This is a genomic window from Mycobacterium sp. MS1601, from assembly GCF_001984215.1.
Classification (GTDB): domain Bacteria; phylum Actinomycetota; class Actinomycetes; order Mycobacteriales; family Mycobacteriaceae; genus Mycobacterium.
This window is the reverse complement of the sequence record NZ_CP019420.1, coordinates 948,473-971,289: the sequence shown is the minus strand read 5'-3', so window position 1 is coordinate 971,289 and position 22,817 is coordinate 948,473. Positions and strand designations below refer to the sequence as shown.

The following is a 22,817-nucleotide window of genomic DNA, read 5'->3' as shown; positions in this document are numbered from 1 at the left end:
AAAACAACTGCCGCGCCTCAGAATTTCCAGCGCCGGCGTGCGGCCGCTTCGCGCACCCGATGGATGATGAATGCCCTGCTGTGCTCCCTGACCACGCGAAGGTCGAGCCAACCGAGGCGCTCGATCATGTCGTAGCGGCCGATGTCTCGAACATAGGTCGGCCGCTGCTGGCGGTGGTGGTCGCCTTCATAGTCGAGAGCGATCTGCGGTTCCTCCCAACCCATGTCCAGATATGCGCATCGGCCGCCGTGGCTCAGCGGAATCTGTGTCCGTGGACGCGGGAAGCCGGCGTCGACGAGAACCAGCCGCAACCAGGTTTCCTGTGGCGACTGTGCGCCCGCGTCCATGAGATCGAGCGCTGTGCGGGCCCGCCCGACGTGGCGTAGCCGCCGGTACCGGCCAGCGATGTCCAGTGCGTCTTGGGCAGTGACCCCGGTGGCCGCCGCAAGCGCGTCCACCCGTGCCACAGCGTTGTTGCGTTCGGCGAACCGTGCGAGATCGAGTGCGGTGCGAGCGGGCGAGGTGACCCGGAAGTCGCCGACTTGGCAGATCTCGTCGTCGGCGATGCGTTCTTCCCGTACGACGATGCCGGCCCGCTTCCTGGTGTGTTCGGTGATCAGCTCGACTGGCGCCGTGCTCGTCACCCACTTCGCGCCGTGCAGAGCCGCGGCCGCCTGGCCCGCGATGATGGCCCTGCGATCGCTCCACAGCCAGGCTTCGAGAGTCCGGACGGCCAGCGTCGCAGCGACCTCCTTGGGCCGATGCACGCGCGGCTGCACCCGCGAGTAGTTCCACCTCAGCGCACCACGGGTGAGGGCGCCCGCGGCCAGGGACTCGGGGCCGAGCACAGGTTCCATGAACCGCAGCGTCGCGGCGGGCTACGACTGATACACCCCTGTGGGCAGGCCGCCGACAACACGCTGTGCATCAACGCTTGGCTGTGGATGGGCTTGTTTTCTGCGCCTGGGCTGCGGACGCAATGGCATCGCCACCCTGCTGCAGAAAACAAGCGCGTTTTGGCTGATCGCCTACAGCCGCGCTACAGTGGTCGACGATCCACCGAAGACCGTCGGTCACCGAGCAATCGGTTGAAGGTCCGGGAACATCCCGGCGGCCCACGCAGGAGGACGAGGTTAGAACCCGGCACTCATTGTGCCTTTCACGCCCCGGCCGCATCCTGCGTCGGGGCGTTCGTCGTTTCCGGCTCCGGTGGCAGTACGTAAGCAGTCATACACACCGAGGAGGCATGCATGGCCAAGCCTGACAAGGCCACCGCCGTTGCAGAGATCACCGAGCAGTTCAAGGCCTCGACTGCCACCGTCGTCACCGAATACCGCGGTCTGACGGTGGCCAGCCTGGCCAAGCTGCGTCGCTCGCTGGGCGAGGGCGCCACCTACTCGGTCGCGAAGAACACGCTGGTCAAGCGTGCCGCGGCCGATGCAGGTATCGAAGGTCTGGACGATCTGTTCGCCGGCCCCACCGCCATCGCCTTCATCCAGGGTGAGCCGGTGGACGCGGCCAAGGCTCTCAAGGCCTTCGCCAAGGAGAACAAGGCCCTGGTCATCAAGGGCGGCTACATGGACGGCGCTGCGCTGTCCGTCGAGCAGGTGCAGGCCATCGCCGACCTGGAGTCGCGCGAGGTGCTGCTGGCCAAGCTGGCCGGCGCCATGAAGGCCAAGACCAGCCAGGCCGCGGCGCTGTTCCAGGCACCGCTGTCGCAGGTCGCCCGCCTGGCGCAGGCCCTGCAGGACAAGCGCACCGAGGAAGAGGGTGCCCCCGCGGCGCCTGCCGCCTCGGACGAGGCTCCGGCCGACGCGCCCGCCGAGACAACCGAATAACCACCCCAACCACCCGGTCAAGAAATTAGGAAAGGACCACCATCATGGCCAAGCTCAGCACTGAAGAACTGCTCGACGCGTTCAAGGAACTGACCCTGCTCGAGCTCTCGGAGTTCGTGAAGGCGTTCGAGGAGACCTTCGACGTCACCGCCGCCGCCCCCGTCGCCGTTGCGGCTGCCGGCCCCGTCGGTGGCGCCCCCGCCGAGGCTGCTGAAGAGCAGTCCGAGTTCGACGTCATCCTCGAGGGTGCCGGCGACAAGAAGATCGGCGTCATCAAGGTCGTCCGCGAGATCGTCTCCGGCCTGGGCCTCAAGGAAGCCAAGGACCTGGTCGACAGCGCCCCCAAGCCGCTGCTGGAGAAGGTCAGCAAGGAAGCCGCCGAGGACGCCAAGGCCAAGCTCGAGGCTGCCGGCGCTTCGGTCTCCGTCAAGTAGTTCACGCTTCACACGAACCGCCCGGGATCCGTGGATCCCGGGCGGTTCGGCATGTTCAGGAAAGGTAGTGCATATGCGCTTGCTCTCGGCCTTGGTGGCTTTGGTACTTCTGATGGGTTCGGCGGCGACCGCCGGCGCGGCGGCCCCGGCTTGGTCCGGGCTGGACGCGCGGTTCTACGACGGCCCGATTCCGCCTGCGGGCACAACCATCGAGTCGGTACCGCTGGACCCCGCGCTCTCAGTGGCCGGCGCGGGCCCTGCCTACCGGGTCCTCTACTCGACGGTCAACCAACACGATCAACCGGCCGTCAGCACCGGTGCGGTGTTTCTGCCGAAGGGCCCCGCACCCGAGGGCGGCTTTCCTGTCATCGCGTGGGCGCACGGCACCGTCGGCCTCGGCGACGACTGCACACCGTCGGCGCTGCCGCGTTCCGAGCGCGACAACGAATACCTGTCGCACTGGCTGGAACAGGGCTACGCGGTGGTCGCCAGCGACTACGTGGGCCTCGGTACACCCGGGCTGATGAGCTACCTCAACAGTGTCAGCACTGCGCACGGTGTTGTCGACTCGGTGATCGCAGCCCACGACATGGGGCTGCCGTTGTCGCCCAAGTGGGCCATCGTCGGACAATCTCAGGGTGGCGGAGCGGCGATCAGCAGCGCGCGCTGGGCGACGGAGTTCAGCCAGGGCTCCGGCCTGGACTACCGCGGCGTGGTGGCCACCGGGACGCCGGCCAACATCGACAAGCTGGTACAGCAGGCCGGCCCGGATCTCCAGCTGCCGGAACTGGGCCCAATTGCCAACGCCTACACGGCATACATCGTTGCCGCGCTGCGCGAAGCCCGACCTGATCTGGACCTCAACCGGGTCCTGAGCCCCGCAGGCATGGAGGCGGCGACCCTCGCGGAGACCGTCTGCGTCAAACAACTCAGTGACGAACTGGCGCACTTGACGCCGGCCCAGTTCTTCACCGCGCCGGTCAACTCTCTCCCCGGGTACGCAGAAGCACTCAACGACTTCATGGGCACACCGTCGACGGGCTTCGACAGACCCATTTTCCTCGGAGTCGGGCTGCTGGACCGTGACGTGCCGCCGCAGTCGACGCTCACGTTCTACGACCAGCTGGTGGCCAACAACCAGAACGTGGTGCTGCACGTCTACTCCGAAGAGGATCACAGCGGCACAGTGTTGGCCTCGCTGCCGGACTCGACGCCGTTCCTGGCACACGCTTTCGAATAGAGCTTGCCGAGGTCAGGCAGGAGAACCGACAGGCTGCCCGGGATCGCACGATCCCGGGCAGCCTGTCATTCGCCTACTGGTTGAGTTGTTGCCTGATGGCCTGGTCCTGTTGCTGCCCATACAGCACCACCAGGTCCAGAGGAACGGGATCATTTGCAGCGCCGGAGAATTGAACCTCGGTGGCGGTGGTCCCCCGGGTGAACAGAAGCACGCTCACCGACTGTGAACCGTCCGGCGAGAGCCCCGTGGACACACTTCCGTTCTCGCCGACGTCAACCGGTTCGGTGGTCGGTGCCGCCACCAGTGACGGCAGTTCGGCCTGCATGTTCTGCAACGCGCCAGCTGCGGCTTGCGGGTTGGGCGCGACGAGCACCGTGTCGACGATCTGTCGGGAGTTATCGCGATGCGCGAAGGTCTGCTCAACCCCAGGCTGCCCGCCAGGGTCGAGAACCGGGGGTTGGCCGATGTATGCCGTCGAGTCGGAGATGATGTTGGGATCCACGGGCAGGGCGGCGTAGCCGGGCGGCTCTGCACCCACCGCGGCAGCGGCCCCGACCAGCCCCGCCGTCACCATTGCCGTCACCAGCGCCGCACGAACCGCATTTGCGGAGTTGCTCATCACATTGCCTCTCAGCACGGGTAGCAGCCGAAGCCGTACCAGCCATCACGCCAGTGCCATCCACCACCGCAGCCTCGGACCCCGGTGGTCCCGCTGCAATCCAAGGGCTGGATTGACGGGGGCCCACTAACCGGGGCGGACACCGGCGCGCTTCCCACGTCCGGACTGACCTGCGCGGCCTGCGCGGTCGGCGCGAAACCCACGACCCCGGCTGCAACCACACCCGCGACCGCCATACGCCGCAGCACGGTCGTCCTCGGGCGCCGGGCCGTGACTGATCGATTCGAATACATCGGTGTCCCCACTCTCTTTGTTCGCCTTACTTGTCATGCGGCGGCAGCGTCTGCCGACGTAGTGGTGTCGCGACCGGCATCGGAATCGCGATCGGTCGCGGTCGACGTCTCGTCGTCGGCGGCGTCGTCGGCGGCGGGCTGCTCGGATGCGGGTGCAGCGTCGTCGCCCACGCCCGGGTTCGTGGTGTCTTCAGATTCGTCCGCCTCGAGCTCGTCGTCCGCGTCGGGCTCGTCTGTCTTTCCCGTCGACGATGCTGTCGTCTGGTCGGGGGTGTCGTCGTCGACCGGCGCTTCCTCCATCGCCTCGGAATCGGGCTCGTCGGCAACAGGCGGTGCGGTCTCGGACGGCCCAGTCGAGGACGTCGGCTCGATCGATGTCTCTGGTTGCTCGGTCAGTGCTTCGACGTCAGTGACCTCGCGGGTCGGCAGCAGAGCAGCAACCTCGGCTGTGCGGTCAGCGTTCGGTGTGCTGACCGAGATCCCGTGCACGGCGTCATGAAAGCCCTGGACCACAGCGTGCGCAAGATCCTCGAGCACAGCCAACGGGTTGGTTCTTGGGCTGAAGGGCAGAATCGACAGCGGCGCGTAGACGCCCGGTGCTTCGTCCCGGTCGTAGCCGAGGTCGATCAGAACTCGAAGCGCGGGCGAGATCAGATTGACGATCGGCTGCACAAGTGCGGTGGTGTGGGTCTTCGAAGCCAGTTCCAGGAGGGGCATCACGATCGGCAGCGTCGGGGTGGGCACCACGATGTAGGTGTTGCCGTAGCTGTCCTGCTTGGCGTTGGCCGGGTCATACAGCGCAGCCAGGAACTCCTCGACGGAGGGGTAATAACCCGGGGTGTGGCAGTTGGGAACTTCGCACGGCAATGGCGGGCTGTACTTGTCCGGGGACAGCGTGGAGCCGTGCAGGTACATGAAGCCGGTTACGGCATTGAGAACCGCGAGGGGGTTACCCCAGTACTTCGGCGCGTCACCAACACCGTCGTACTGCATGATGATCGAGGTGAACTTGATGCCGGTGTCGGTGGGCGTGGGCAATCCGGTGGTGACGTCCAGGATGGGAATCTGACCGAGGAAACCCAAGCGGGACCACAGGCCGCCGGCGGGATTGTCGATATTGCCGGTGAGAACCACCTGCAGGCGGGCCTTTTCGTCGTCGGTCAGCGTTGTGGCCAGGGCCGCCATGGTGTTCGAGATCACCGCAGCACCCTGTGAATGGCCGTAGAGCACCACATCGTCATCGCTGGCCGCCAGTGCCGCGCCGGTCGCGAAGGCAAGCTTGGTCATACCGTCTTGCACTGAGACGTCCCATTTTTGGCAGTCTGCGGCGCACCAGCGCTGAAGGAAACTCAGCGGCCAGAACGATGCCGGGTAGCTGATGGGCACGACATCGCACGTTCGATCGCCCGCGCAGGCGGTGCCGTCCAGGTAGTAGTTCTGTGCGTTGGTCATGGACCGCGGCAACGGGACAGACATGCCTGTCGGTGGGACGAAAACCAACGTCGCCGCCTCGGCCCCCACCGGCAAGACGACGGGTCCGATGCCGATGATCGCCGCAGCGGCTACACCGACCAAGGACTTCAAAGTTAACCGCACGTTACTCCCAGCAAATATGGTCACATAGTCGTTTTGCGCAGCCGAAATCGGACTGTTTCGGTCAACACCACGTGGTTATGCAGCGTACAAATTATTGTCGAGGCTGTAACTAACCCATTTGGGGAAGTGACTTCCGCAAATGAGGCGTAGTCAAATGCGACAGGGGGCCCGTGTGGGTGTACGAGGTGAACTGGACCTTCTCGATGCGTTGTACGGCGCGGCCGCCGACCCGGACGAGTGGCCGAGCGTCATCACGCTGCTGGCCAACCACGTCGGGGCCCATGGTGGCATGTTGGTGCGCAACGCCACCGACGCGTCGTCGAGCAGTTGCGTGGTGGGGCGCATCTGTCCGGAGATTTCTGCGCTGTATGTCGAGCAATACACCGACAATCCGTGGACCCGGGCAGCTGAGTCCGTGCCGATCGGTGAGGTTGCGACACTGAGCGAGCTCTACGACCTGCGTGAGGGTCGTCATCTGCCGTGGTATTCCGACGTGCTGGTGGCTACGAACACCCGGGACATGGCTTATCTGAGCCTGCCGGGTTTCACAGGGCCGTCGAGCGTGGGCGGGCTGGCATTCTGCTTTGCTGACACCGACCACAGCGCGAATGCCGCAGACCGACTGCGCGACTTGAGGGCTCACCTTCAACGGGCGGTATGGCTGTCTCAACAAGTAGACCGGGCCCGCACGCTGGATCTGCGTTTTGATGACATGCTGCATGTATCTCCGGGGCCCGTTTTGCTGCTCTCGAGAGCGCGCCGGGTGATCGGTATGAACACCGCTGCCGACGAACTGTTGCGCGAACAGGCTGTGCTCAGCGTCGACCATCACGGCCTGCCGCACGTAGGCACTCCAGCTGACGACGACGTGTTGCAGGCCGCGATTCGCCGTGTGGTGGACCCGGCAGCAGATCCTCGAACAGGGCCCCTTGCCCTGAGTATCGGTCGCCCACCCGGAAACGGTTTGCGGCTGGTACTGACCCGGCTGCCGCAGAACCGCGCGCTTCCCGCCTTGGACCCTCAGTCGCAGGCCGTGGCGATGATCGTCGTGATAGATCCGGAAAGAGCTCTGCGCGGCAAGGCTGCCACGCTCGCTTCGCTGTACGGCCTCACCACCGCCGAGGCCCGGGTGGCGGTGCACTTGGCCACCGGAGTCGGGAGGGCGAAAGTGGCTGAGAGGCTTCATGTTTCGCCTGAGACAGTGAAAAGGCACACTGCCGCTTGTTTTCGCAAAGTGGGTGTGGCATCGCAGGCAGGGCTGGCATACCTGGTCGCCAGCCTGCCCGGCGACCAGGTGGCCGTTGGTCGGCCCCGCTGATCGTGTTACTCGGGTGTCGGTGAACAAAGATCGTCGGTGAGATAGCGCTGCAGATTGGGGGCTACGGCATCGAGGAGTTCGTCTGGGTCCATGCCGGCAAGAGGTTCGGTCTGCCAGATGAAGCGCATCAGTGCCAGGCCGATGATCTGTGAGGCGATCAACGCGCTGCGCTTCTGCCGCTCATGCTCGTCGACGGCGAGTCCCGAGACGCCCATCAGGCTCCGCTCGACCACGTGGCGCAGCTTCTCCCGGATGCGAGGTTCATGGGCTGCGGTCAACACGGTGGCGCGCAGCACGGGACCGATCTCGGGATCGGACCAGCTGTCGAGCATCACCTCGACCAAGGCTCGACCCAGATGCGGGGTCGGGGTGGTCCATGACGCCGCCACTGCTTCCAGCCACCGTGGTGGCGGTTCTGTGGCCGCGTCAAGCAGGTCTTCTTTGGAACCGAAGTAGTGGTAGATCAAGGCCGGGTCGACGTCGGCGGAACGCGCAATGGTCCGGATTGTCGTTCCGGCAGAACCGCTCTCGGCGAACGATGACCGCGCGGCTGCCAGAATCCTCGCCTGAAGGACACCTCGTTGGTCGCGTGGTCCGAGAGTGAAAGTCTTCTTCACGAGTTTCATCGTAGCGTGAAATTAGACTTGTGCGGACGCTAATTTCAACGTACGTTGACACTAGTTTCAACGAAGCGTGAAAGAAAGGTGAGCCAAGATGGCTGCTGTACCCACTGTGTTGGTTGTTGGTGCTGGGCCTGTCGGGTTGTTGGCCGCAGCAGAGCTGGCCCGGCGACATGTTCCGGTGCGAATCATCGACAAGTTGCCCGCACCCACCCAGGAGTCGAGGGCAATCGCGATACATGCGCGCAGCCTCGACATGCTGGCCCGCATCGGGGTGGTCGATCAGTTGCTCGACACTGGAGTGGCAGCGCACGCCATGGAACTGCGCTCCGGCGGCAAATGCCTTCTCCGTGTCCCGCTCGGCAGCGTCGACGCCGCATACCGGTTCAGCCTCAACACCCCCCAGACCGAGACCGAACGCGTACTCACAGAGCACCTGGCCTCATTGGGCGTGACAGTCGAACGGCCGGTCGAACTGACGGGACTGGCGCAAGATGCGGACTCGGTTCGGGTGAGCCTGCATCATCAGGGAGGAGCTGAAGAGCATCTCAATGTGGCGTGGGTGATCGGTGCCGACGGGGCTCGGAGCACGGTGCGACACCTTGTCGGAGGCAGGCTGGAGGGCACATTTGCCGGCGAACGGTTTGTACTCGGAGACGTCGACGCCACCCATGATCTGGACTCTGAGTCGATGTACACCTTCTTCTCACCGGCAGGCTCGGTGTTGGCGATTCCTCTGCGTCATGGCCGGATGCGCGTCATGGCGCACCTCAGACACGGCGAAGATACTGCGCCGGAAGGATATCCGACCCTGGCCGGCCTACAGGAGATCGTCGATAATCGAGTAGGCGGTATCACATTGTTGCGCTCCCACTGGCTCACCGTCTTCGAACTCCGCCATGCCCAGGTACGCCAGTATCGTTGGGGCCGAGTGTTTCTGATGGGAGACGCAGCCCACATTCACAGTCCCGCGGGTGGGCAGGGCATGAACACCGGCATGCAGGACGCGTTCAATCTGGCGTGGAAGCTGGCTGCCGTGGTCCACGACGAAGCGGGTAGTGCCTTGTTGGACAGCTACCACACCGAACGGCACCCGGTAGCAGCAGAAGTGATAACCATGACCGAACGACTGAGCCGAGGCGGCACCCTGTCAGGTCCCGGTCAGCATGTCCGCAATACGGTGCTGCGGGCGGTGTCACACGTCAAACCCCTGCCGCGGGCGGTGGCCGGCTGGCTCGCCGAGGTCACCGTGAACTACCGCGACAGCCCCATCGTGCTGAGAACCCACGGGCTTCGAGGTGCGTCGGTTGCCGCCGGTGACCATTTTCCCGATCTCGGCGACAACACCGTCGCGCACCAGCTTCTGAAGGGATGGGGGCCGGGGCACACCACGTTGACGGTGGCCGGCAATCATCGGTTACCTGTGCCCGTCCATGGGCACGGGCGTCAGGTCCTGCTCACTGCCAACGGCACTCGCGTCGCGGGTTATGACTTGGTGATCGCCGACCAGCAGCAACTCGCGGCTCGTCGACTCGGACTGCCTGAGGGCGGTGTGGTGGTGGTACGCCCAGATGGTTACATCGGCGCCGTCGCCGCACTCGAGGATCGTCTGGCCGTCACCGCGTACTTCGCCGGGTTGTCAGCTTGACCGGCGATCGCGTCGACGATCGCAGTGATCACATTGCGATCATCGACGAGTTGTATTCCGCGGCAACCGAACCCGAGTGCTGGCCGGAGGCTGTCGCGGCGCTGTCCCGGCACCTGGGTGCCGATGGCGCGGCGATGGTGCGCAACGTCGGACAACAAGAACCGATCAGCCACGTCGGCGGTGGCGCTGACCTCGACATGGTCGAACTAAATGGGTACGTCCAAGGCGACAAGTCGTGGGTGCGTGCCGCGCAGAAGCTCGCCCTCGGCGACGTTGCGGTACTCGATGTCCCAGGCGACCATCGCCCGTCGTCGTGCGCCATCCCGGAAGCGCCCACCGTCCGCCACGTCGTCTACCTCAGCCTGCCGAGCCTCACTGGGCCGACCGGTGTGGGAGGGCTGGCGGTGCACTTCTCGAACGTCGGCTCGACGATCCTCGAGGAGGCGGCAGAATTACTTCGGGAGTTGGGTCCGCATCTCGACCGGGCAGTGTGGCTGTCTCAACGCGTCGATCACGGCCGCATTGTGCAGCAGCGGCTCAACCACATGATTCACGCTGCGCCGCACCCTGTTGTGCTGGTGACCGCTACGGGCCGCATCGCCGCAGTGAACGCCGCGGCAGCCACGCTCGTGGATCGACGCGACGGCTTGGCCGTGGATCGCGATGGGCACCTGCAGGCAACTTCACCGAAAAGCCGCCGGGCGCTGGAAACTTTGTTCCTGGCCGCAGCGGCAGGCGAGACCATCCCGGAAGCCGTTGCCGTCGACCGCACTTCGAGATCACAGATACGTCTGTTGCTCTCGCTTCTGCCACGAGATCGCGCCCTGCCCGTGGCCGACCCGGAATCCGAACCCATCCTCTTGTTGAGTGTCATCGACCCCGAGCACCCCCAGTACACCAAAGCGGAGATGCTGTCTGCGGTATACGGCCTCACCACGGCAGAGGCTCGAGTCGCCGTACTCCTGGCCACCGGGATGGGCCGCGAGAGGGCCGCCACCCGCTTGAGCATCTCGCTCGAGACCCTCAAGAAGCAGACTGCGGCATGCTTCCGAAAACTGGGCGTCAGTTCGCAGGCAGGTGTTGCGCACGTCGTCACCGCCATGCCGGGTGCACGGCCGCGGCCACACGCAGTGTGACCACCAGTCTTGACTAGTATTTCGCTTCATGCTGGCGGCAGAGCATCTCCTCGACGCTCTGGCCGCTGCGGGAGTTGCCGCGGTGCTCTGCAAACGTGACGGCCGCGGCTTCGTAGCCCACACGCGCACCCCGGAGTTCTTACGGGCAATGCACGCGTTGACCGGCGAACTGGACGAGTCGAGCCTGCTCGCGTCCATCGAACGCGAGTGGCCCACAGATGGCGCGCAGCAGCCTTTCGCACTCGACGGCGACGGTGCGTCCTGGCGATGCGTGATACAGCCCGTCGACGACACGTGCGTCGCTCTGCTGCGAGTCGCAGAAACCGTCGAGGCCGGCGATGACACCTTCTACTCGATTGTCGAGAACCTGCCCGACGTGATCACCCGCCATGATCGGCAGTTCCGCTACGTGTACGTCAATCCGGCCGCGGAGGCAGCAACCGGAGTTCAGGGCACCACACGGATCGGGAAGAGCCATCGCGAGCTCGGCGCACCCCCGGAGCTGGTGCAGATCTTCGAGTCCGCCTATGAGCGCGTGTTCACCACAGGTGAGGCTGTTGTCGACGAGTTCAGCTTCTCCGGAGTCACCGGTCTGCGCCACTACGTCGGCTGGGCGGTTCCGGAATTCGATCACGATGGACAGGTCCAGACAGTCCTGTCCATCGTGCGTGATGTCACCGAGATCAAGCGACTACAGGGGCAGTTGACGCAGCTGGCCCGGACCGATCCCTTGACCGCGCTGCTGAACCGCCGCGGGTTCGTCGAGGATCTCGACGCGGCCTTGCAGAGTGCGCGAGGTGGCCGGACAACACTGAGCGTGCTGCTGCTCGACGTCGACAACTTCAAGGACATCAACGATCGTTTCGGCCACATCGCCGGCGACGAGGTACTGCAGGGGATCGGTCGGGTGTTGCACAGCGAGACCGGCTCTGCGCACATCGCGGCTCGGCTGGGTGGCGACGAGTTCTGTGTGGCTCTGGTGGGTGTGGGCAGATCAGCAGCCCTGTCGGTGGCCGATCGAATCCGCCTGGCAATCAACGACATCCAGGTGGGCCCTGCCCCGAAGGTGAGTGTCGAGGTCAGTATCGGCATAGAGGAGTTCGTCGAATCCGATGCTTCCGCCGCCGCGCTGATCGCCCGGGTGGACGCGTCGATGTACCAGGTGAAACAGGGCAAGGGCAGGCCCACTCGCAACACGGGCGGGCGCTGAGCGCACCCGCCGGATCCGGGCTAGGGTACCGCCATGCTGTCGGGTGAACAGTGGCTGGACACCCTGGCTTTGGCCGGAGTGCCCGCATTCCTGTGCCGGCACCTCGACACCACCATCGTGATAACAGCCCGAACACCAGATTTCGAGTCGATGATGGCGCGGAGGTTGCTGGGACTTGACGAGAACGCCGTGCGCGACCTGGTGCGAGGCTCGCTGCCCCGGACGCGTGCCGACGCGGCAGTCCACATGCGGGCCGAGGACGAGACGTGGAACTGTGTCGCGGTGCCGCTGCGCGGCGACGACGCGGCAGCGCAGTACCTGGTGTTGCTGCGGGTCCCGACACAGCAACAGACGCGTGACGACATCTTCTACACCGTGGTACAGAACCTGCCGGACATCGTGTCCCGGTACGACAGGAACTACCGTCATCTTTACGTCAACCCTGCCGTGGATGCGGTGACAACACCTCTTCGAGCGCCCGACTTCATAGGCAAGGACCACAGTGAACTGAATATGCCGCGGGAGCTGACGACGAAGTGGCAGTCGGTGTACCGCACGGTGTTCGAGTCAGGTGAAACGGTCGAGGACGAATTCGAGTTCATGACGCCCACCGGCGTCCGGCACTTCCTGTTCCGGGCGGTGCCCGAGTTCGGAGAGGACGCAGCGGTGCGGACAGTTCTCAATGCCGCCCGCGACATCAGTCAGCTCAAGGACCTCCAGCGTCAGTTGGAAGTCCTGGCCCAGACGGACTCGCTGACCTCCTTGCTGAATCGGCGCAGCTTCGAAGACCGGATGAACAGGGAACTGGCACGTGTCGCGCAGGGGGAAGGAACGCTGACCGTACTGCTGTTGGACGTCGACAACTTCAAGGCGATCAACGACCAGTTCGGACACTCGGCCGGCGATGACGTGTTGATCGCCATCGCCGGCGTCCTCCGCCAGGAAATACAGGTCCACGATTTTGCTGCACGGCTGGGCGGCGACGAATTCTGTGTGGGGCTCGTCGACGCCGACCCGGCAGAGATCAACACCATCACGCACCGCGTGCGAGCCCGCGTTGATGACTTGGTGGACTCCACCAGGCACAAGCTCGGTGTCGGCGTCAGTATCGGACTGGTCTCCGCGGAGCCGACCGATCGCAGTGTTGCCGATGTGCTGGCACGGGTGGACGGCCTGATGTATCGGGAGAAAACACGATTGCGCCGAGCAAACGCCGACGGGATGCCAGGTGGCGAAGCGCCGCTGATGGAATGACACAAAGCCAGTGGTCCGGGAACCCGTGCGCTACAGTGACTCAAGCCACAGGCCGGGCAATCGGAAGGATTTCGCGTGGGTATTGGTATCCAGGTCGAGGGGCTGACCAAGTCTTTCGGATCCCAGCGAATTTGGGAAGACGTCACCTTCGATCTGCCGCCCGGCGAGGTCAGCGTGCTGTTGGGCCCGTCGGGAACCGGCAAGTCGGTGTTCTTGAAGTCGCTGATCGGGCTGCTGCGCCCCGAGCGCGGCAAGATCATCGTCGACGGCACCAACATCATCGAGTGCTCAGCCAAGGAGCTCTACGAGATCCGCACGCTGTTCGGGGTGATGTTCCAGGACGGCGCCCTGTTCGGCTCGATGAACCTGTTCGACAACACCGCCTTCCCGTTGCGTGAGCACACCAAGAAGAAGGAAAGCGAAATCCGTCAGATCGTGATGGAGAAGCTGGATTTGGTGGGTCTGGGCGGGGATGAGGGCAAGTTCCCCGGTGAGATCTCCGGCGGTATGCGCAAGCGCGCCGGGCTGGCTCGCTCGCTGGTGCTGGATCCGAAGATCATCCTGTGCGACGAGCCTGACTCGGGTCTGGACCCGGTGCGCACCGCGTACCTGTCGCAGTTGCTGATCGACATCAACGCGCAGATCGACTGCACCATCCTGATCGTCACGCACAACATCAACATCGCCCGTACGGTGCCGGACAACATCGGCATGTTGTTCCGTAAACACCTGGTGATGTTCGGCCCGCGCGAGGTGTTGCTGACTTCGGATGAGCCGGTGGTCAAGCAGTTCCTCAACGGTCGTCGTATCGGTCCCATCGGCATGTCCGAGGAGAAGGACGAAGCGACGATGGCCGAGGAGCAGGCGCTGATCGAGGCCGGTCACCACGACGGTGGTGTCGAAGAGATCGAGGGGGTGCCGCCGCAGGTGACCGCCACCCCGGGTATGCCGGAGCGCCAAGCTGTCGGGCGTCGCCAGGCTCGTGTGCGCGAGATCCTGCACACCCTGCCGCCCGCCGCCCAGGAAGCCATCCGCGCGGATCTCGACGGCACCGCGACGTTCCCCTCGCGCCAGCCGAGCGAAACGACCACCCGTGCGCAGTCCTACGACGACGACGCGCCCACCGGAGCCATCCCGGCCCAGCACGAGGCCTAGTAGCCCTTGGCGCGGTCATCTCGATGGTGTCCGCGCTGTGGTAGCTGTGGCGTCGAGAACCGATGCGCGAGCGGTGACCGGCTTCAGGGATGCAACGGGTCCCCGGTCACCACGTCGGTGACCGTGACATCGATGGGCCGCGGCTCTACCTCATCCTCAGCGGCCGACGATCCGATGATGCGGCTGATCATCTCGGAGACGGTGATTCGGATGTCGTCGCCCAATTCTCGCAGAGCCGTGTTGTAGCTACCCGTGACGCAGATGTGGATCGCCTTGAGGGCTGTTCCGTCCAAGGTGAAGGTGATGCTGGTCGGCTGACACAGATACCGGCGACGCAGCTCCCTGGCCAACATGCTGCGCAGTGCGTGATCGGTGACGTAGACAGCTCCACGGTCGGCGACATCTTTGATGCTGCTCACACGGACCGGCCACCCCGGGCGAGGAGCGGCGTGAACCGCGGCGAGTACCCGCGCGCTGATGGCGTCCCATCCAGGTTCCGGTGCGGAGCGCAGAAACGAGACGGCACGTCGAATCAGTGGATCGGATTCTGTCACTGCCACCTCCTCAAGAGAACGCGAAGCGCCGCGGTAGCACGATGGTGGTGGCCGCGGGCGGCGTCGGCACTCAGCTGCATGACCTCACCTATTTCCGGATAGGCCATCTGTTCGATCTCGCGCATTATCCACGACGCTCGTTGACGAGCAGGCAGCTGTGCAAGGGCCTCCTCGAGTGCAGCGATGAACGCGGCATTTGACGCTGCAGCAAATGGATCTTCAGTACTGTCTGCCTGCAGAGGTTCGAGCACCCAGTCTTCGACCGGATGATCGCGCTTGACGCGGTAGTTATCAGCGATTTTGCGGTAGCAGATCGCAAACAACCAACTGCGAAGTGTGGACGTGGCGCGAAATACGGTGATCTGCTGCCATGCAGCAACGAAAGTGTCCTGTACCACGTCGGCTGCGTCCGATTCGACGGCGAGCATCCGGCGGGCGTACCTGTACAGCGCCGGGCCATGCCGAAGAACCAACACGTCAAAGGCTTCTCGGTCACCAACCGATGCCGCCTCGGCCAAGGCGGCATCGTCGGCTGTGATGAGTCGCTGGTCAGCTGCGTCGATCACGTGCATTCATTTCTGGCTACTCCGGATCGAATCCGACCGTACCCCCGACAGGCCATGCCGAGGACGTTACTCGGCAGTATCTAGCTACGCTAGTCCGTTTGCTGATGTGACTGTTGTCACAGCATTATGACGTTCGGTTGTCGCCCAGTTGCCCGACTACCTCTACGTACGAACCATTTCTCAATCCCGACAACCGTGAGGAGAGCAAAGTGGCAAACGCTCAGCAGGTCGCCTCGACCAAGCAGTCAGTCGAGCCGTATTCGGGTGCGCCGTTGGAGAGCGCCCAGGGCAAGACCGCCATCGCGGACACCGTGGTATCCAAGATCGCCGGAATCGCAGCCCGGGAGGTCAGTGGCGTTTTCGACCTGGGTGGAGGGGCCTCACGCGTGGTGGGAGCACTGCGTGAGCGGATCCCCGGAGCCAGCGTCAACCACGCCCAGGGAGTCTCGGTCGAGGTGGGCGAGAAGCAGACCGCCATCGACATCGACATCGTGGCCGACTACGGCGTGGCGATCGCAGATTTGGCGGCAGGAATCCGGCGCAATGTGATTGCCGCCATCGAGCGGATGACCGGCCTGGAAGTGACCGAGGTGAACATCACCGTGCATGACGTGCACCTCGAAGGGGACGGCGACGACAACGCCGAACCCGCGGTTGCCCGCGTGCAATGAGCGCCGACTCCGGTGCGCAGGATCGGGCGGAGCAGATCGCGGCCGCGGTCTGCTCGCTGCCCGGGGTTGCCGGTCTGCACGGTGGCATGTTCGGCGAGGTCGGCACCTATCTGCCCGGTCGGCGCGTGGTGGGTGTACGAATCGGCGAGAGCCGGGTTGCCGTTCACGTCAGTTTGGTGCTCGACGCCCCGGTGCTGGACACCGCCGCCGCCGTCCGAACCGCCGCGCAGCAAGTGGTCGCGCTACCGGTTGATGTGACTGTCGAAGACATTGTGCCCGAGTCTTTTTCGTGAGGTGGTGACCATGCCTGACAGTGCGTCGCACAACGCGGCGGTGACGGCGCACCGGCGTCGTGTCGCGGCACTCGCTCTGCACCCGGACCGGGGTGGAGACCACGACGCCTTCATCGACGCCATGCGCGCGATCGACGAAGGCGGCCATCTCTCGAAGTTCGACCAACCGATCGTCGTCGTGCGTTCACGCCGCGTCCGGATGCGCAAGGTTTTGGTTGCGATGACGGCGCTGGTCCAACGCAGGCGGGTATTCGTCGACGTCAACAACGTTTCCTGACTCCCAGCGGCCGCGTGCACCGCGGCCCGATCACGAAGGTACAGCTCATGACAACGTCCACTCTGGGTTTGATCGCCGGACTGCTGCTCGGTGTCGCCGCGGCAGCAGGAGGCATCTCCGGCTTCTTCGTCGCGCTCGTGCTCGGGGCCGTCGGATACCTGATCGGCGGCCAGCGCGACGGTGAATTCGACCTGATCACCCTGCTCCGAGGTCGCGGCCGTGGTTGAGGACCAAGTGGTCACCCAGACGAGCTCGGGGGAGGCCGAAGACACCGTGACCGACAAAGGGCCCGGTGGAGAGGACGAGAAATTCAGCCGGGGATCGACGGTGGTCCACGACCGGGTAGCGCAACGGCTCGCTGTCCAGGCAGCTCTCGAGACCGAGCACGTGTGCCCGCACTCCAGCGGACTCGACAAGATCACCGGTAAGGCTTTGCCGCACGCGCAGCTGACGGTCCGGGGGAACAGGGTGCGTGGGGACGTGAAAGTGGCGGTGCAATGGCCGGCTCCTGCCGTACAGGTTGCCCGAAATGTGCAGCGCAACGTGGTCAGGGCATTGAGCGGGCTCGCCGGGTTCGACGTCGACGACGTAGACGTCACCGTCGCCCACGTCAGCAGGGTGTCGTCGAGGAGAGTGCAGTGACCAGCTTCGATCCGACCGGGCCGGGGCCGCAGCCATCGGTGCCCGACCGCAGTCCGGTGCCCACACCGACGGTACGTCGTGTCGGTGTGCTGCTTGCAGCCGCGATGCTTGCCCTCGGAGTGATCGCTCTCCGCGATACTGCGGTCACACTCGGATGGCTGCGAGGGACACGCTGGATCGATGCCGCCGTGACCGCAGCCGACGGTCGACACGATCAGTGGTGGATGGTGCCCATCGGAGCAGTGGGCATCCTCATCGGCGGGTGGCTGGTCAGTTGTGCATGCCGACCTGCTCGCACAACGGCGATGAAGCTCAAAGCCGCTTCCTCACAGTGGATGTCGCCGACGGATGTTGCGCGCCTGGCCTCAGATGCGGCCGGCGGCGTAGCAGGAGTGCTGCGCGCCCGCTCGGACGCGACCCGGAGAAGGGTGCGTGTCACGGCTGATCAAGGTGACGTCGGTGTGTCGCCCGATGAGGTCAGAGCTGCCGTTGTGACCGCGCTGGGGGTGCTTCGGCGGCCGCCGAGGGTGACGGTGCGAATCAAGACAGGACGACGGCAGTGAGGGTATCTGTGGTCACGCTCGTGGACCGGCTGGTCACCCTGCTGGTGGGTGTGGTGCTGGCGGGCCTCGGCCTGCTGGCTGTGCTCGCACCCGCCGGTGGCTTGAATGCGTTCGATGTGACGGTGAACTTCGATTGGTTGGAAGCCGCGCGTGGTGCCGATTGGTGGACATGGGCGGTGGGAGGCGCCGGAGTCGGCCTGACGGTGCTGGCCGCGTGCTGGCTCCTGGCCCACCTGCCACGTCGCCCCGACGTGTTCCGCCGGATCCGAGAACCCGGCGATCATGGTTGTCTCGCTGTTGATCTCAGCAGCGTGCTGACAGCTGCCGCGGAGGAACTCGACCGAGTACCTGCCATCCGTCAGGCCCGAGGTCGGGTAGTGGTCGACCGCGGGACCCGCCTTGCCGAACTGAGGGTGACGGTGGAGAACCCCGGTGATGTGGAGGCCGCGACCACAGCAACCGACGAGGTGAGTCGCCAGATCGTGTCCGTGTCGGAGGATCCCGAGCTGGCGGTCCGCGCAGTCATCGCGCTGCCCAAACTCGCAACCGGTCGACGGCGACTCGAATGACCGTGGGGTCCGAAAGATGTCCGCACGCAACCAGAGAAAGTTCAAGACATGCTCGTAACGCTGCTGGGCGCAGTCGTCATCGGGCTGCTGATCGGGGTGGCGGCCGCGTTGGCGCTACCGGTGAAGCGGCGACTTCGTGCTCTTGCACCGCTGACTCTCGGTGCACTGGGCTCGGTGCCGGCCACCTGGCTGACTTATCAGCTCAGTTCCCCGGACGTCGACAGCGGGTTCAAGGTGGTACCTCTGGCCATCGGCGTGTGGACCGCCGGCATTGCCGTGGCCGTGTATGCGGCTGCTTCTTTACAGTCTGGGTCCGAATGAACGTAAAGCGTTCGCGGACAATGTTGTTCGGAGATATGACCCATTCCGAGGGGGACAGGAGATGAACGTGAGTGTGCAGAACTCCCGTGACAATGACCACGGTGAAGAACTTTTCGCCTGGGCGGTGATCGCTCCTGTACTCATCAAACACTATTCGATCGTCTCGCCCGCTGACCGTGATATGACGGTGTGTGCGTGTTCGCCGGCGAAGCGGCGCACCGTGGAACAGTGGGCGCGCCACGTCAGCGACGAGATTGCCCGCAGCCTCGCTTGATCGTGGCTCGAGCAGTCATTGAAGAAGGACGTCACATGTTGCTAACAACCGCACAAGAGGCACCGGCAACCGCGCTGTACAACCGCAGTGGTTTGTTCGCGGGGGTCGAACGATTCGCCGGTGCCCAGAAGCCCGCCATCGTGGTGGCGGCGGTGGTCAACCTCGACCGATTCGCAGAACTCAACGACAACCACGGTCGCGAGCACGGCAACAGGGTGTTGCAGGCGGTCGCGAAGGCACTGCAATCGTGTGTTCGGGCAGGTGAGGTGGTCTCCCGTACCGGAGGCGACGAGTTCGTGGTGCTGGCGAGTCTGCGTAACGCCAAGGATGTCGCAGACCTGATCCGGCGACTGGAACACAGTGCCGGCTCCGTGGCGGATGTGGTCACCGCCAGTGTCGGCGTCGCGTGGCAGTACTGCCACTGCGGATGCGATGCCGAGACTCTCGAGTCGGTGCTCGACATGGCCGATACCGCCATGCGCGGCGCCAAACGCGAGGGTGGGGATCGGATCTGCTTTCATGCCGTGTGGCCGGCCACCTGAATCGCCGCCGGCTGGGTCACCGACATGCTGTCCGGCTCGTCCGACGGGGTGTACCCGGCAGCAGGTGAGTCAGTGACGGTCGGCCGCGGAGTCGCCGTCGGGCTGGGCACTGTCGAACGGTTACTGCCCGCCTGATGCCTGCAGGTGTGCCTGGCTGCCTTCGCGGTAGAACACGTAACCACCGTGATCCAGCACGTCGCCGGTGAACGTCCCGTCCGCGGTGAAACCGGTGTCGTCGACGTAGTCGATGTGGTTGCCCACAACCGTGTAGGACCCCGTGTAGGCGCTCTGGCGGGTGCCCCGAGCCTCGTCGTAGCGGCCGTCGGCGCGCAGTTCCTGGCGGATGTGGCCGTCGGCGGTCACCCACATCCCGACATACGGGTGCGAGACCGTCGAATCGGCCTGTCCTGCAGGTGAACACGCGGCCAGCACCGCTACCACGGGAAGCAACACAAGGAGGCGCAGTTTCGGTGTTGTCATGCATTCCGACGGTAGGTACCGGACTGCGGCTCAGGCAGGGTGCGGCGCACCCCCTCGGTGATCAATCGGTGAGGTAGGCATGGGTGCAGTCCAGATCGACGTACACCGTGCCCAGGTTGTTGTCGGCACCGATTCCGCGGACATCGCTGACGGAGCAGTCCGCCACCTGCCCACCTGCGGTGCCGTTGAGCTGGACGTTGTAGCCCTGCGCCTCCAGTTCCTCGACCACCTGGGGCACGTCGGGGCCGGACGGGGCCGCTGCTGCGTGGCCGGCGGTGCCGAGCACTGCTGCCAGGACTGCGGGGGTGACGATCAATAGTTTCTTCATGCCCGCCGGAATGCACCGGATGAAGCGGTCAATAACCCGCCTCATAGGAAACACCTAGAAACTCGTTTCATCCCAGCAGCCAGTCGTTGGGGGAGAACAGTTCGCAGTGCACCCGGTCGGTGGGGATGCCGCGGCCGGTCAGCTGCTCCCGGACGGCACGCACGAAACCGTCTGCACCGCAGAGGTATACATGGGAGTCCGGGGCCAGCGTCACATCGTCGAGGTTCATTCGCCCGGTGTGCGCGCCTGCGGTGTGGCCGTCTTCGTACCAGACCTCGAGGGTGGCGTCGGCCAGTTGGGTGACCAGCTCCAGCTGGCGGTCACGCAGCGGGTGTGTGGTCTGGTCGCGGTCGGCGTGCAGTACCCGCACCGGGGTTTGGGCGTCGGCGGCCACCAGGTATTCCAGCAGGCTGATCATCGGGGTGATGCCGATACCTGCGGATACCAGGACCAGTGGTGTGTCGTGGGGTGTCGGCAGATCACCGAAGGGCACGGTGACGTCCAGCAGGTCACCGACCCGGACGTTGCCGGCGATCCAGTCCGAGACCTCACCGGCTGGTTTCACGGCGAAGGTCAGTTCACCCTGCGGCGCGTTCACCAGGCTGTACTGGCGCAGTTGGCGGTCTCCGTCGGGCAACGTCACACCCACTGAAACATACTGTCCGGGCGCGGTTTCCAGCCGACTCGAGACAGTGATCAGGACAGCGCCGCAGGGGTCGTCGACCCGGGCCAGCACCCGCACCCGCCGGTAGACATCGCCGTCGGTGACACCGGCGTCGGCGTACAGGCCGCGCTCCAGTGCGATCAGGGTGTCGGCCAGGATCCAGTACACCTCGTCCCACGCGGCGGCCACCTCGGCGGTCACGGTGTCCGCCCCGAGCACCTCGACGATGGCAGCGAACAGGTGCTCGTGCACGATCGGGTACTGATCGGCCGTGACCCCCAGTGACGTGTGCCGGTGGCCGATCCGCGACAGGAGCTCTGCAGGGTGGGGCAGGTCGGGGTCGACGAGGTGCGCGGCGAAGGTGGCGATGGAGGCAGCCAGGGCGCGCTGCTGGGCGCCCCGGGCCTGGTTGCCGCGGTTGAACAGGTTGCGCAGCAGCTCGGGATGGGCTTCGAACAGTCGGCGGTAGAACTCCGTCGTGATCTGGTCGATGTGGGCACCTACCAAAGGCAGTGTTGCCGAGACGATCTCGGCATGCTGCGGGGTCAACTCCACTGTGGTGGGTGCGGTCATCGGTTGGTCCCTTCCATCGGGGTGAGTGAGATGAGTTGGAGCGCGGGGCTGCGCACCAGGTCAGCGACGGTGTAGCGGTCGAGTTCGGCGTAGAAAGCAGCCTTGGCTTCGGCCAGGGCGCGGCGCAGGCGGCACCCGGCGATCAGCGGGCACGGCGTCTGGCCGCCACATTCGACGACCTCGCGGTCTCCTTCGAGTTCGCGCACCAACCGGCCGATCGAGACCTGCCGGCCGGCGTCGGTGAGCGACAGGCCGCCGACACGACCGCGGCGAGCGTGAACCAGGCCGAGGTCCACCAGACGCGAGATCGCCTTGGCGACGTGGTTCTCCGAGGCGCCGGCGCTCACGGCGATCTGGCGGGTGGTGACGCGCTGATCTTCGGCGTCGCCGGTGGCCAGCAACATCAGCGCCCGCAGCCCCAGATCGGTGAAGCGGGTCAGCTGCATGGAGCCGACGCTACTAATTGCGCATCGCAGAGGCGACTTTTCTGATTGTGTGGTCAAACACCCCGTGACGTGCGGTTTTTAGACCTGGGCATTCGGGCCGTCGGCGGCCGTCAGTGGTGGGTGTCTGCGATGATCGTGTGGGTGAACCAGGTGCGGACGGTGCTGAGGTCGACAAGCCTGGTGAAGCCGTCCATCACCGGGGCGAAGGCGGGATCGTTGTCGCGCAGCTGCTCCCAAGCGGCCCAGTCGGCCACGTGCATGACCTCGAGGACGTCGGCGGGGGAGCCGTCGGGCGCGGAGGTGACGCGGTAGGCATCGAAGGACAGCACGACGTCGACGGCCAGGCAGGTGGGTTGGTCGAGCTCGGTGGAGAAGCGTTCGAACTCGGCCGGGTCGACGCCGGGCTTGAGGCAGAACATGGTGACGGCGACCACGTCGCCTTCGGGTGCGCTCATCAGGCTCCGAACTTCGGTCGAGGGAACAGGACGCCAGGGCGATCATTCTCGGCTGCTGCCCGGCGGGAAAGTCGCAGCAGATCCACAGGAGGGCCGAGTTCCCGGCCGCCACCGTCTCCTGTTGCGGTTCGCTGACGGACACCCCAACGACGCGTGGCGCGGGCGTTACCCGGCCCTTTCCGGATCAGGCCTGTTCTGAGGCAGAATCGCTGACACGCGCTCCACCTCTTGACGGAAC

At 65.0% G+C, this 22,817-nt stretch carries 30 protein-coding genes; 19 read left to right on the top strand and 11 right to left on the bottom strand.

What is annotated here, in order from left to right; genetic code table 11:
* Positions 1 to 17 precede the first annotated feature (17 nt).
* Entirely contained in the window at positions 18 to 857 is an 840-nt protein-coding gene (locus BVC93_RS04595; RefSeq protein ID WP_083736143.1) for a hypothetical protein, read from the bottom strand.
* Positions 858 to 1,250: 393 nt separating this feature from the next.
* Here BVC93_RS04595 and rplJ point away from each other — a divergent pair, with 393 nt between their 5' ends.
* From rplJ to BVC93_RS04580, 3 genes are all read left to right on the top strand, one after another.
* Positions 1,251 to 1,838, top strand: a complete 588-nt coding sequence (gene rplJ, locus BVC93_RS04590; protein WP_083736142.1) for a 50S ribosomal protein L10 — start codon at positions 1,251 to 1,253, stop codon at positions 1,836 to 1,838.
* 44 nt (positions 1,839 to 1,882) lie between these two features.
* Positions 1,883 to 2,272 carry a 50S ribosomal protein L7/L12 gene (rplL, locus tag BVC93_RS04585; RefSeq protein WP_083736141.1) on the top strand — a complete coding sequence of 130 codons (390 nt, stop codon included), beginning with the start codon at positions 1,883 to 1,885 and terminating at the stop codon, positions 2,270 to 2,272.
* Positions 2,273 to 2,345: 73 nt separating this feature from the next.
* A complete protein-coding gene (locus BVC93_RS04580; protein ID WP_083736140.1) occupies positions 2,346 to 3,512 on the top strand; it encodes an alpha/beta hydrolase family protein in 1,167 nt (388 codons plus the stop codon).
* A 73-nt stretch (positions 3,513 to 3,585) separates the two neighbouring features.
* On the opposite strand, the gene BVC93_RS04575 is transcribed toward BVC93_RS04580, so the two are convergent.
* Positions 3,586 to 4,131: a hypothetical protein gene (locus BVC93_RS04575; RefSeq protein ID WP_083736139.1), complete on the bottom strand. Its 546-nt coding sequence runs from the start codon at positions 4,129 to 4,131 to the stop codon at positions 3,586 to 3,588.
* Positions 4,132 to 4,457: 326 nt separating this feature from the next.
* On the bottom strand, positions 4,458 to 5,999 hold the full coding sequence (locus BVC93_RS04565; protein ID WP_083736138.1) for a PE-PPE domain-containing protein: 1,542 nt from the start codon (positions 5,997 to 5,999) through the stop codon (positions 4,458 to 4,460).
* Positions 6,000 to 6,192: 193 nt separating this feature from the next.
* Between BVC93_RS04565 and BVC93_RS04560 the strand changes: the two genes are divergently transcribed.
* Positions 6,193 to 7,338 carry a helix-turn-helix transcriptional regulator gene (locus BVC93_RS04560; protein WP_192860190.1) on the top strand — a complete coding sequence of 382 codons (1,146 nt, stop codon included), beginning with the start codon at positions 6,193 to 6,195 and terminating at the stop codon, positions 7,336 to 7,338.
* A 5-nt stretch (positions 7,339 to 7,343) separates the two neighbouring features.
* On the opposite strand, the gene BVC93_RS04555 is transcribed toward BVC93_RS04560, so the two are convergent.
* The gene (locus BVC93_RS04555; RefSeq protein ID WP_083736136.1) at positions 7,344 to 7,964 is read right to left on the bottom strand and encodes a TetR/AcrR family transcriptional regulator; all 621 of its coding nucleotides are present in this window, start codon (positions 7,962 to 7,964) and stop codon (positions 7,344 to 7,346) included.
* Between the two features lie 88 nt (positions 7,965 to 8,052).
* Here BVC93_RS04555 and BVC93_RS04550 point away from each other — a divergent pair, with 88 nt between their 5' ends.
* The 5 genes from BVC93_RS04550 to BVC93_RS04530 all read left to right on the top strand — a co-directional run bounded on the left by BVC93_RS04550 (position 8,053) and on the right by BVC93_RS04530 (position 14,361).
* Entirely contained in the window at positions 8,053 to 9,606 is a 1,554-nt protein-coding gene (locus tag BVC93_RS04550; RefSeq protein WP_083736135.1) for an FAD-dependent monooxygenase, read from the top strand.
* Entirely contained in the window at positions 9,603 to 10,742 is a 1,140-nt protein-coding gene (locus tag BVC93_RS04545; protein WP_083736134.1) for a helix-turn-helix transcriptional regulator, read from the top strand. The genes BVC93_RS04550 and BVC93_RS04545 overlap by 4 nt, the downstream gene beginning before the upstream one ends.
* Positions 10,743 to 10,770: 28 nt before the next feature.
* Positions 10,771 to 11,952, top strand: a complete 1,182-nt coding sequence (locus BVC93_RS04540; RefSeq protein ID WP_083736133.1) for a GGDEF domain-containing protein — start codon at positions 10,771 to 10,773, stop codon at positions 11,950 to 11,952.
* A 33-nt stretch (positions 11,953 to 11,985) separates the two neighbouring features.
* On the top strand, positions 11,986 to 13,206 hold the full coding sequence (locus BVC93_RS04535) for a GGDEF domain-containing protein (protein ID WP_083736132.1): 1,221 nt from the start codon (positions 11,986 to 11,988) through the stop codon (positions 13,204 to 13,206).
* Between the two features lie 75 nt (positions 13,207 to 13,281).
* Entirely contained in the window at positions 13,282 to 14,361 is a 1,080-nt protein-coding gene (locus BVC93_RS04530; protein ID WP_083736131.1) for an ABC transporter ATP-binding protein, read from the top strand.
* Positions 14,362 to 14,444: 83 nt separating this feature from the next.
* On the opposite strand, the gene BVC93_RS04525 is transcribed toward BVC93_RS04530, so the two are convergent.
* Positions 14,445 to 14,780 carry a hypothetical protein gene (locus tag BVC93_RS04525; RefSeq protein ID WP_157516766.1) on the bottom strand — a complete coding sequence of 112 codons (336 nt, stop codon included), beginning with the start codon at positions 14,778 to 14,780 and terminating at the stop codon, positions 14,445 to 14,447.
* 131 nt (positions 14,781 to 14,911) lie between these two features.
* Positions 14,912 to 15,487, bottom strand: coding sequence for an RNA polymerase sigma factor (locus tag BVC93_RS04520; RefSeq protein ID WP_083736129.1), 576 nt, complete (start codon positions 15,485 to 15,487; stop codon positions 14,912 to 14,914).
* Between the two features lie 266 nt (positions 15,488 to 15,753).
* Here BVC93_RS04520 and BVC93_RS04515 point away from each other — a divergent pair, with 266 nt between their 5' ends.
* The 10 genes from BVC93_RS04515 (at position 15,754) to BVC93_RS04470 (ending at position 19,633) form a co-directional block, all read left to right on the top strand.
* A complete protein-coding gene (locus tag BVC93_RS04515) occupies positions 15,754 to 16,152 on the top strand; it encodes an Asp23/Gls24 family envelope stress response protein (RefSeq protein WP_236950401.1) in 399 nt (132 codons plus the stop codon).
* Entirely contained in the window at positions 16,149 to 16,445 is a 297-nt protein-coding gene (locus tag BVC93_RS04510) for a hypothetical protein (protein WP_083736127.1), read from the top strand. The genes BVC93_RS04515 and BVC93_RS04510 overlap by 4 nt, the downstream gene beginning before the upstream one ends.
* A gap of 10 nt (positions 16,446 to 16,455) precedes the next feature.
* Positions 16,456 to 16,722: a hypothetical protein gene (locus BVC93_RS04505; RefSeq protein WP_157516765.1), complete on the top strand. Its 267-nt coding sequence runs from the start codon at positions 16,456 to 16,458 to the stop codon at positions 16,720 to 16,722.
* 47 nt (positions 16,723 to 16,769) lie between these two features.
* The gene (locus BVC93_RS04500) at positions 16,770 to 16,949 is read left to right on the top strand and encodes a hypothetical protein (protein WP_083740794.1); all 180 of its coding nucleotides are present in this window, start codon (positions 16,770 to 16,772) and stop codon (positions 16,947 to 16,949) included.
* Entirely contained in the window at positions 16,942 to 17,364 is a 423-nt protein-coding gene (locus BVC93_RS04495) for an Asp23/Gls24 family envelope stress response protein (RefSeq protein ID WP_083736125.1), read from the top strand. The genes BVC93_RS04500 and BVC93_RS04495 overlap by 8 nt, the downstream gene beginning before the upstream one ends.
* Positions 17,361 to 17,927, top strand: a complete 567-nt coding sequence (locus tag BVC93_RS04490; RefSeq protein WP_083736124.1) for a DUF6286 domain-containing protein — start codon at positions 17,361 to 17,363, stop codon at positions 17,925 to 17,927. The genes BVC93_RS04495 and BVC93_RS04490 overlap by 4 nt, the downstream gene beginning before the upstream one ends.
* A gap of 8 nt (positions 17,928 to 17,935) precedes the next feature.
* Positions 17,936 to 18,496 (top strand): hypothetical protein, encoded by a 561-nt coding sequence (locus BVC93_RS04485; protein ID WP_083736123.1) that lies wholly within the window; start codon positions 17,936 to 17,938, stop codon positions 18,494 to 18,496.
* Positions 18,497 to 18,544: 48 nt separating this feature from the next.
* Positions 18,545 to 18,817: a hypothetical protein gene (locus tag BVC93_RS04480; RefSeq protein WP_083736122.1), complete on the top strand. Its 273-nt coding sequence runs from the start codon at positions 18,545 to 18,547 to the stop codon at positions 18,815 to 18,817.
* A 67-nt stretch (positions 18,818 to 18,884) separates the two neighbouring features.
* On the top strand, positions 18,885 to 19,091 hold the full coding sequence (locus BVC93_RS04475) for a hypothetical protein (protein ID WP_157516764.1): 207 nt from the start codon (positions 18,885 to 18,887) through the stop codon (positions 19,089 to 19,091).
* 35 nt (positions 19,092 to 19,126) lie between these two features.
* Complete coding sequence (locus BVC93_RS04470) at positions 19,127 to 19,633, top strand: GGDEF domain-containing protein (RefSeq protein WP_083736120.1); 507 nt, start codon at positions 19,127 to 19,129, stop codon at positions 19,631 to 19,633.
* Between the two features lie 120 nt (positions 19,634 to 19,753).
* On the opposite strand, the gene BVC93_RS04465 is transcribed toward BVC93_RS04470, so the two are convergent.
* The 5 genes from BVC93_RS04465 to BVC93_RS04445 all read right to left on the bottom strand — a co-directional run bounded on the left by BVC93_RS04465 (position 19,754) and on the right by BVC93_RS04445 (position 22,579).
* Positions 19,754 to 20,113 carry an Atu4866 domain-containing protein gene (locus BVC93_RS04465; RefSeq protein WP_083736119.1) on the bottom strand — a complete coding sequence of 120 codons (360 nt, stop codon included), beginning with the start codon at positions 20,111 to 20,113 and terminating at the stop codon, positions 19,754 to 19,756.
* A gap of 61 nt (positions 20,114 to 20,174) precedes the next feature.
* Positions 20,175 to 20,441 carry a hypothetical protein gene (locus BVC93_RS04460; RefSeq protein ID WP_083736118.1) on the bottom strand — a complete coding sequence of 89 codons (267 nt, stop codon included), beginning with the start codon at positions 20,439 to 20,441 and terminating at the stop codon, positions 20,175 to 20,177.
* A 67-nt stretch (positions 20,442 to 20,508) separates the two neighbouring features.
* On the bottom strand, positions 20,509 to 21,678 hold the full coding sequence (locus tag BVC93_RS04455; protein ID WP_083736117.1) for a globin domain-containing protein: 1,170 nt from the start codon (positions 21,676 to 21,678) through the stop codon (positions 20,509 to 20,511).
* A complete protein-coding gene (locus tag BVC93_RS04450) occupies positions 21,675 to 22,124 on the bottom strand; it encodes an RrF2 family transcriptional regulator (protein WP_083736116.1) in 450 nt (149 codons plus the stop codon). Before BVC93_RS04450 ends, BVC93_RS04455 begins: the two co-directional genes overlap by 4 nt.
* Before the next feature lie 110 nt (positions 22,125 to 22,234).
* On the bottom strand, positions 22,235 to 22,579 hold the full coding sequence (locus BVC93_RS04445) for a hypothetical protein (RefSeq protein ID WP_083736115.1): 345 nt from the start codon (positions 22,577 to 22,579) through the stop codon (positions 22,235 to 22,237).
* Positions 22,580 to 22,817: the final 238 nt, after the last annotated feature.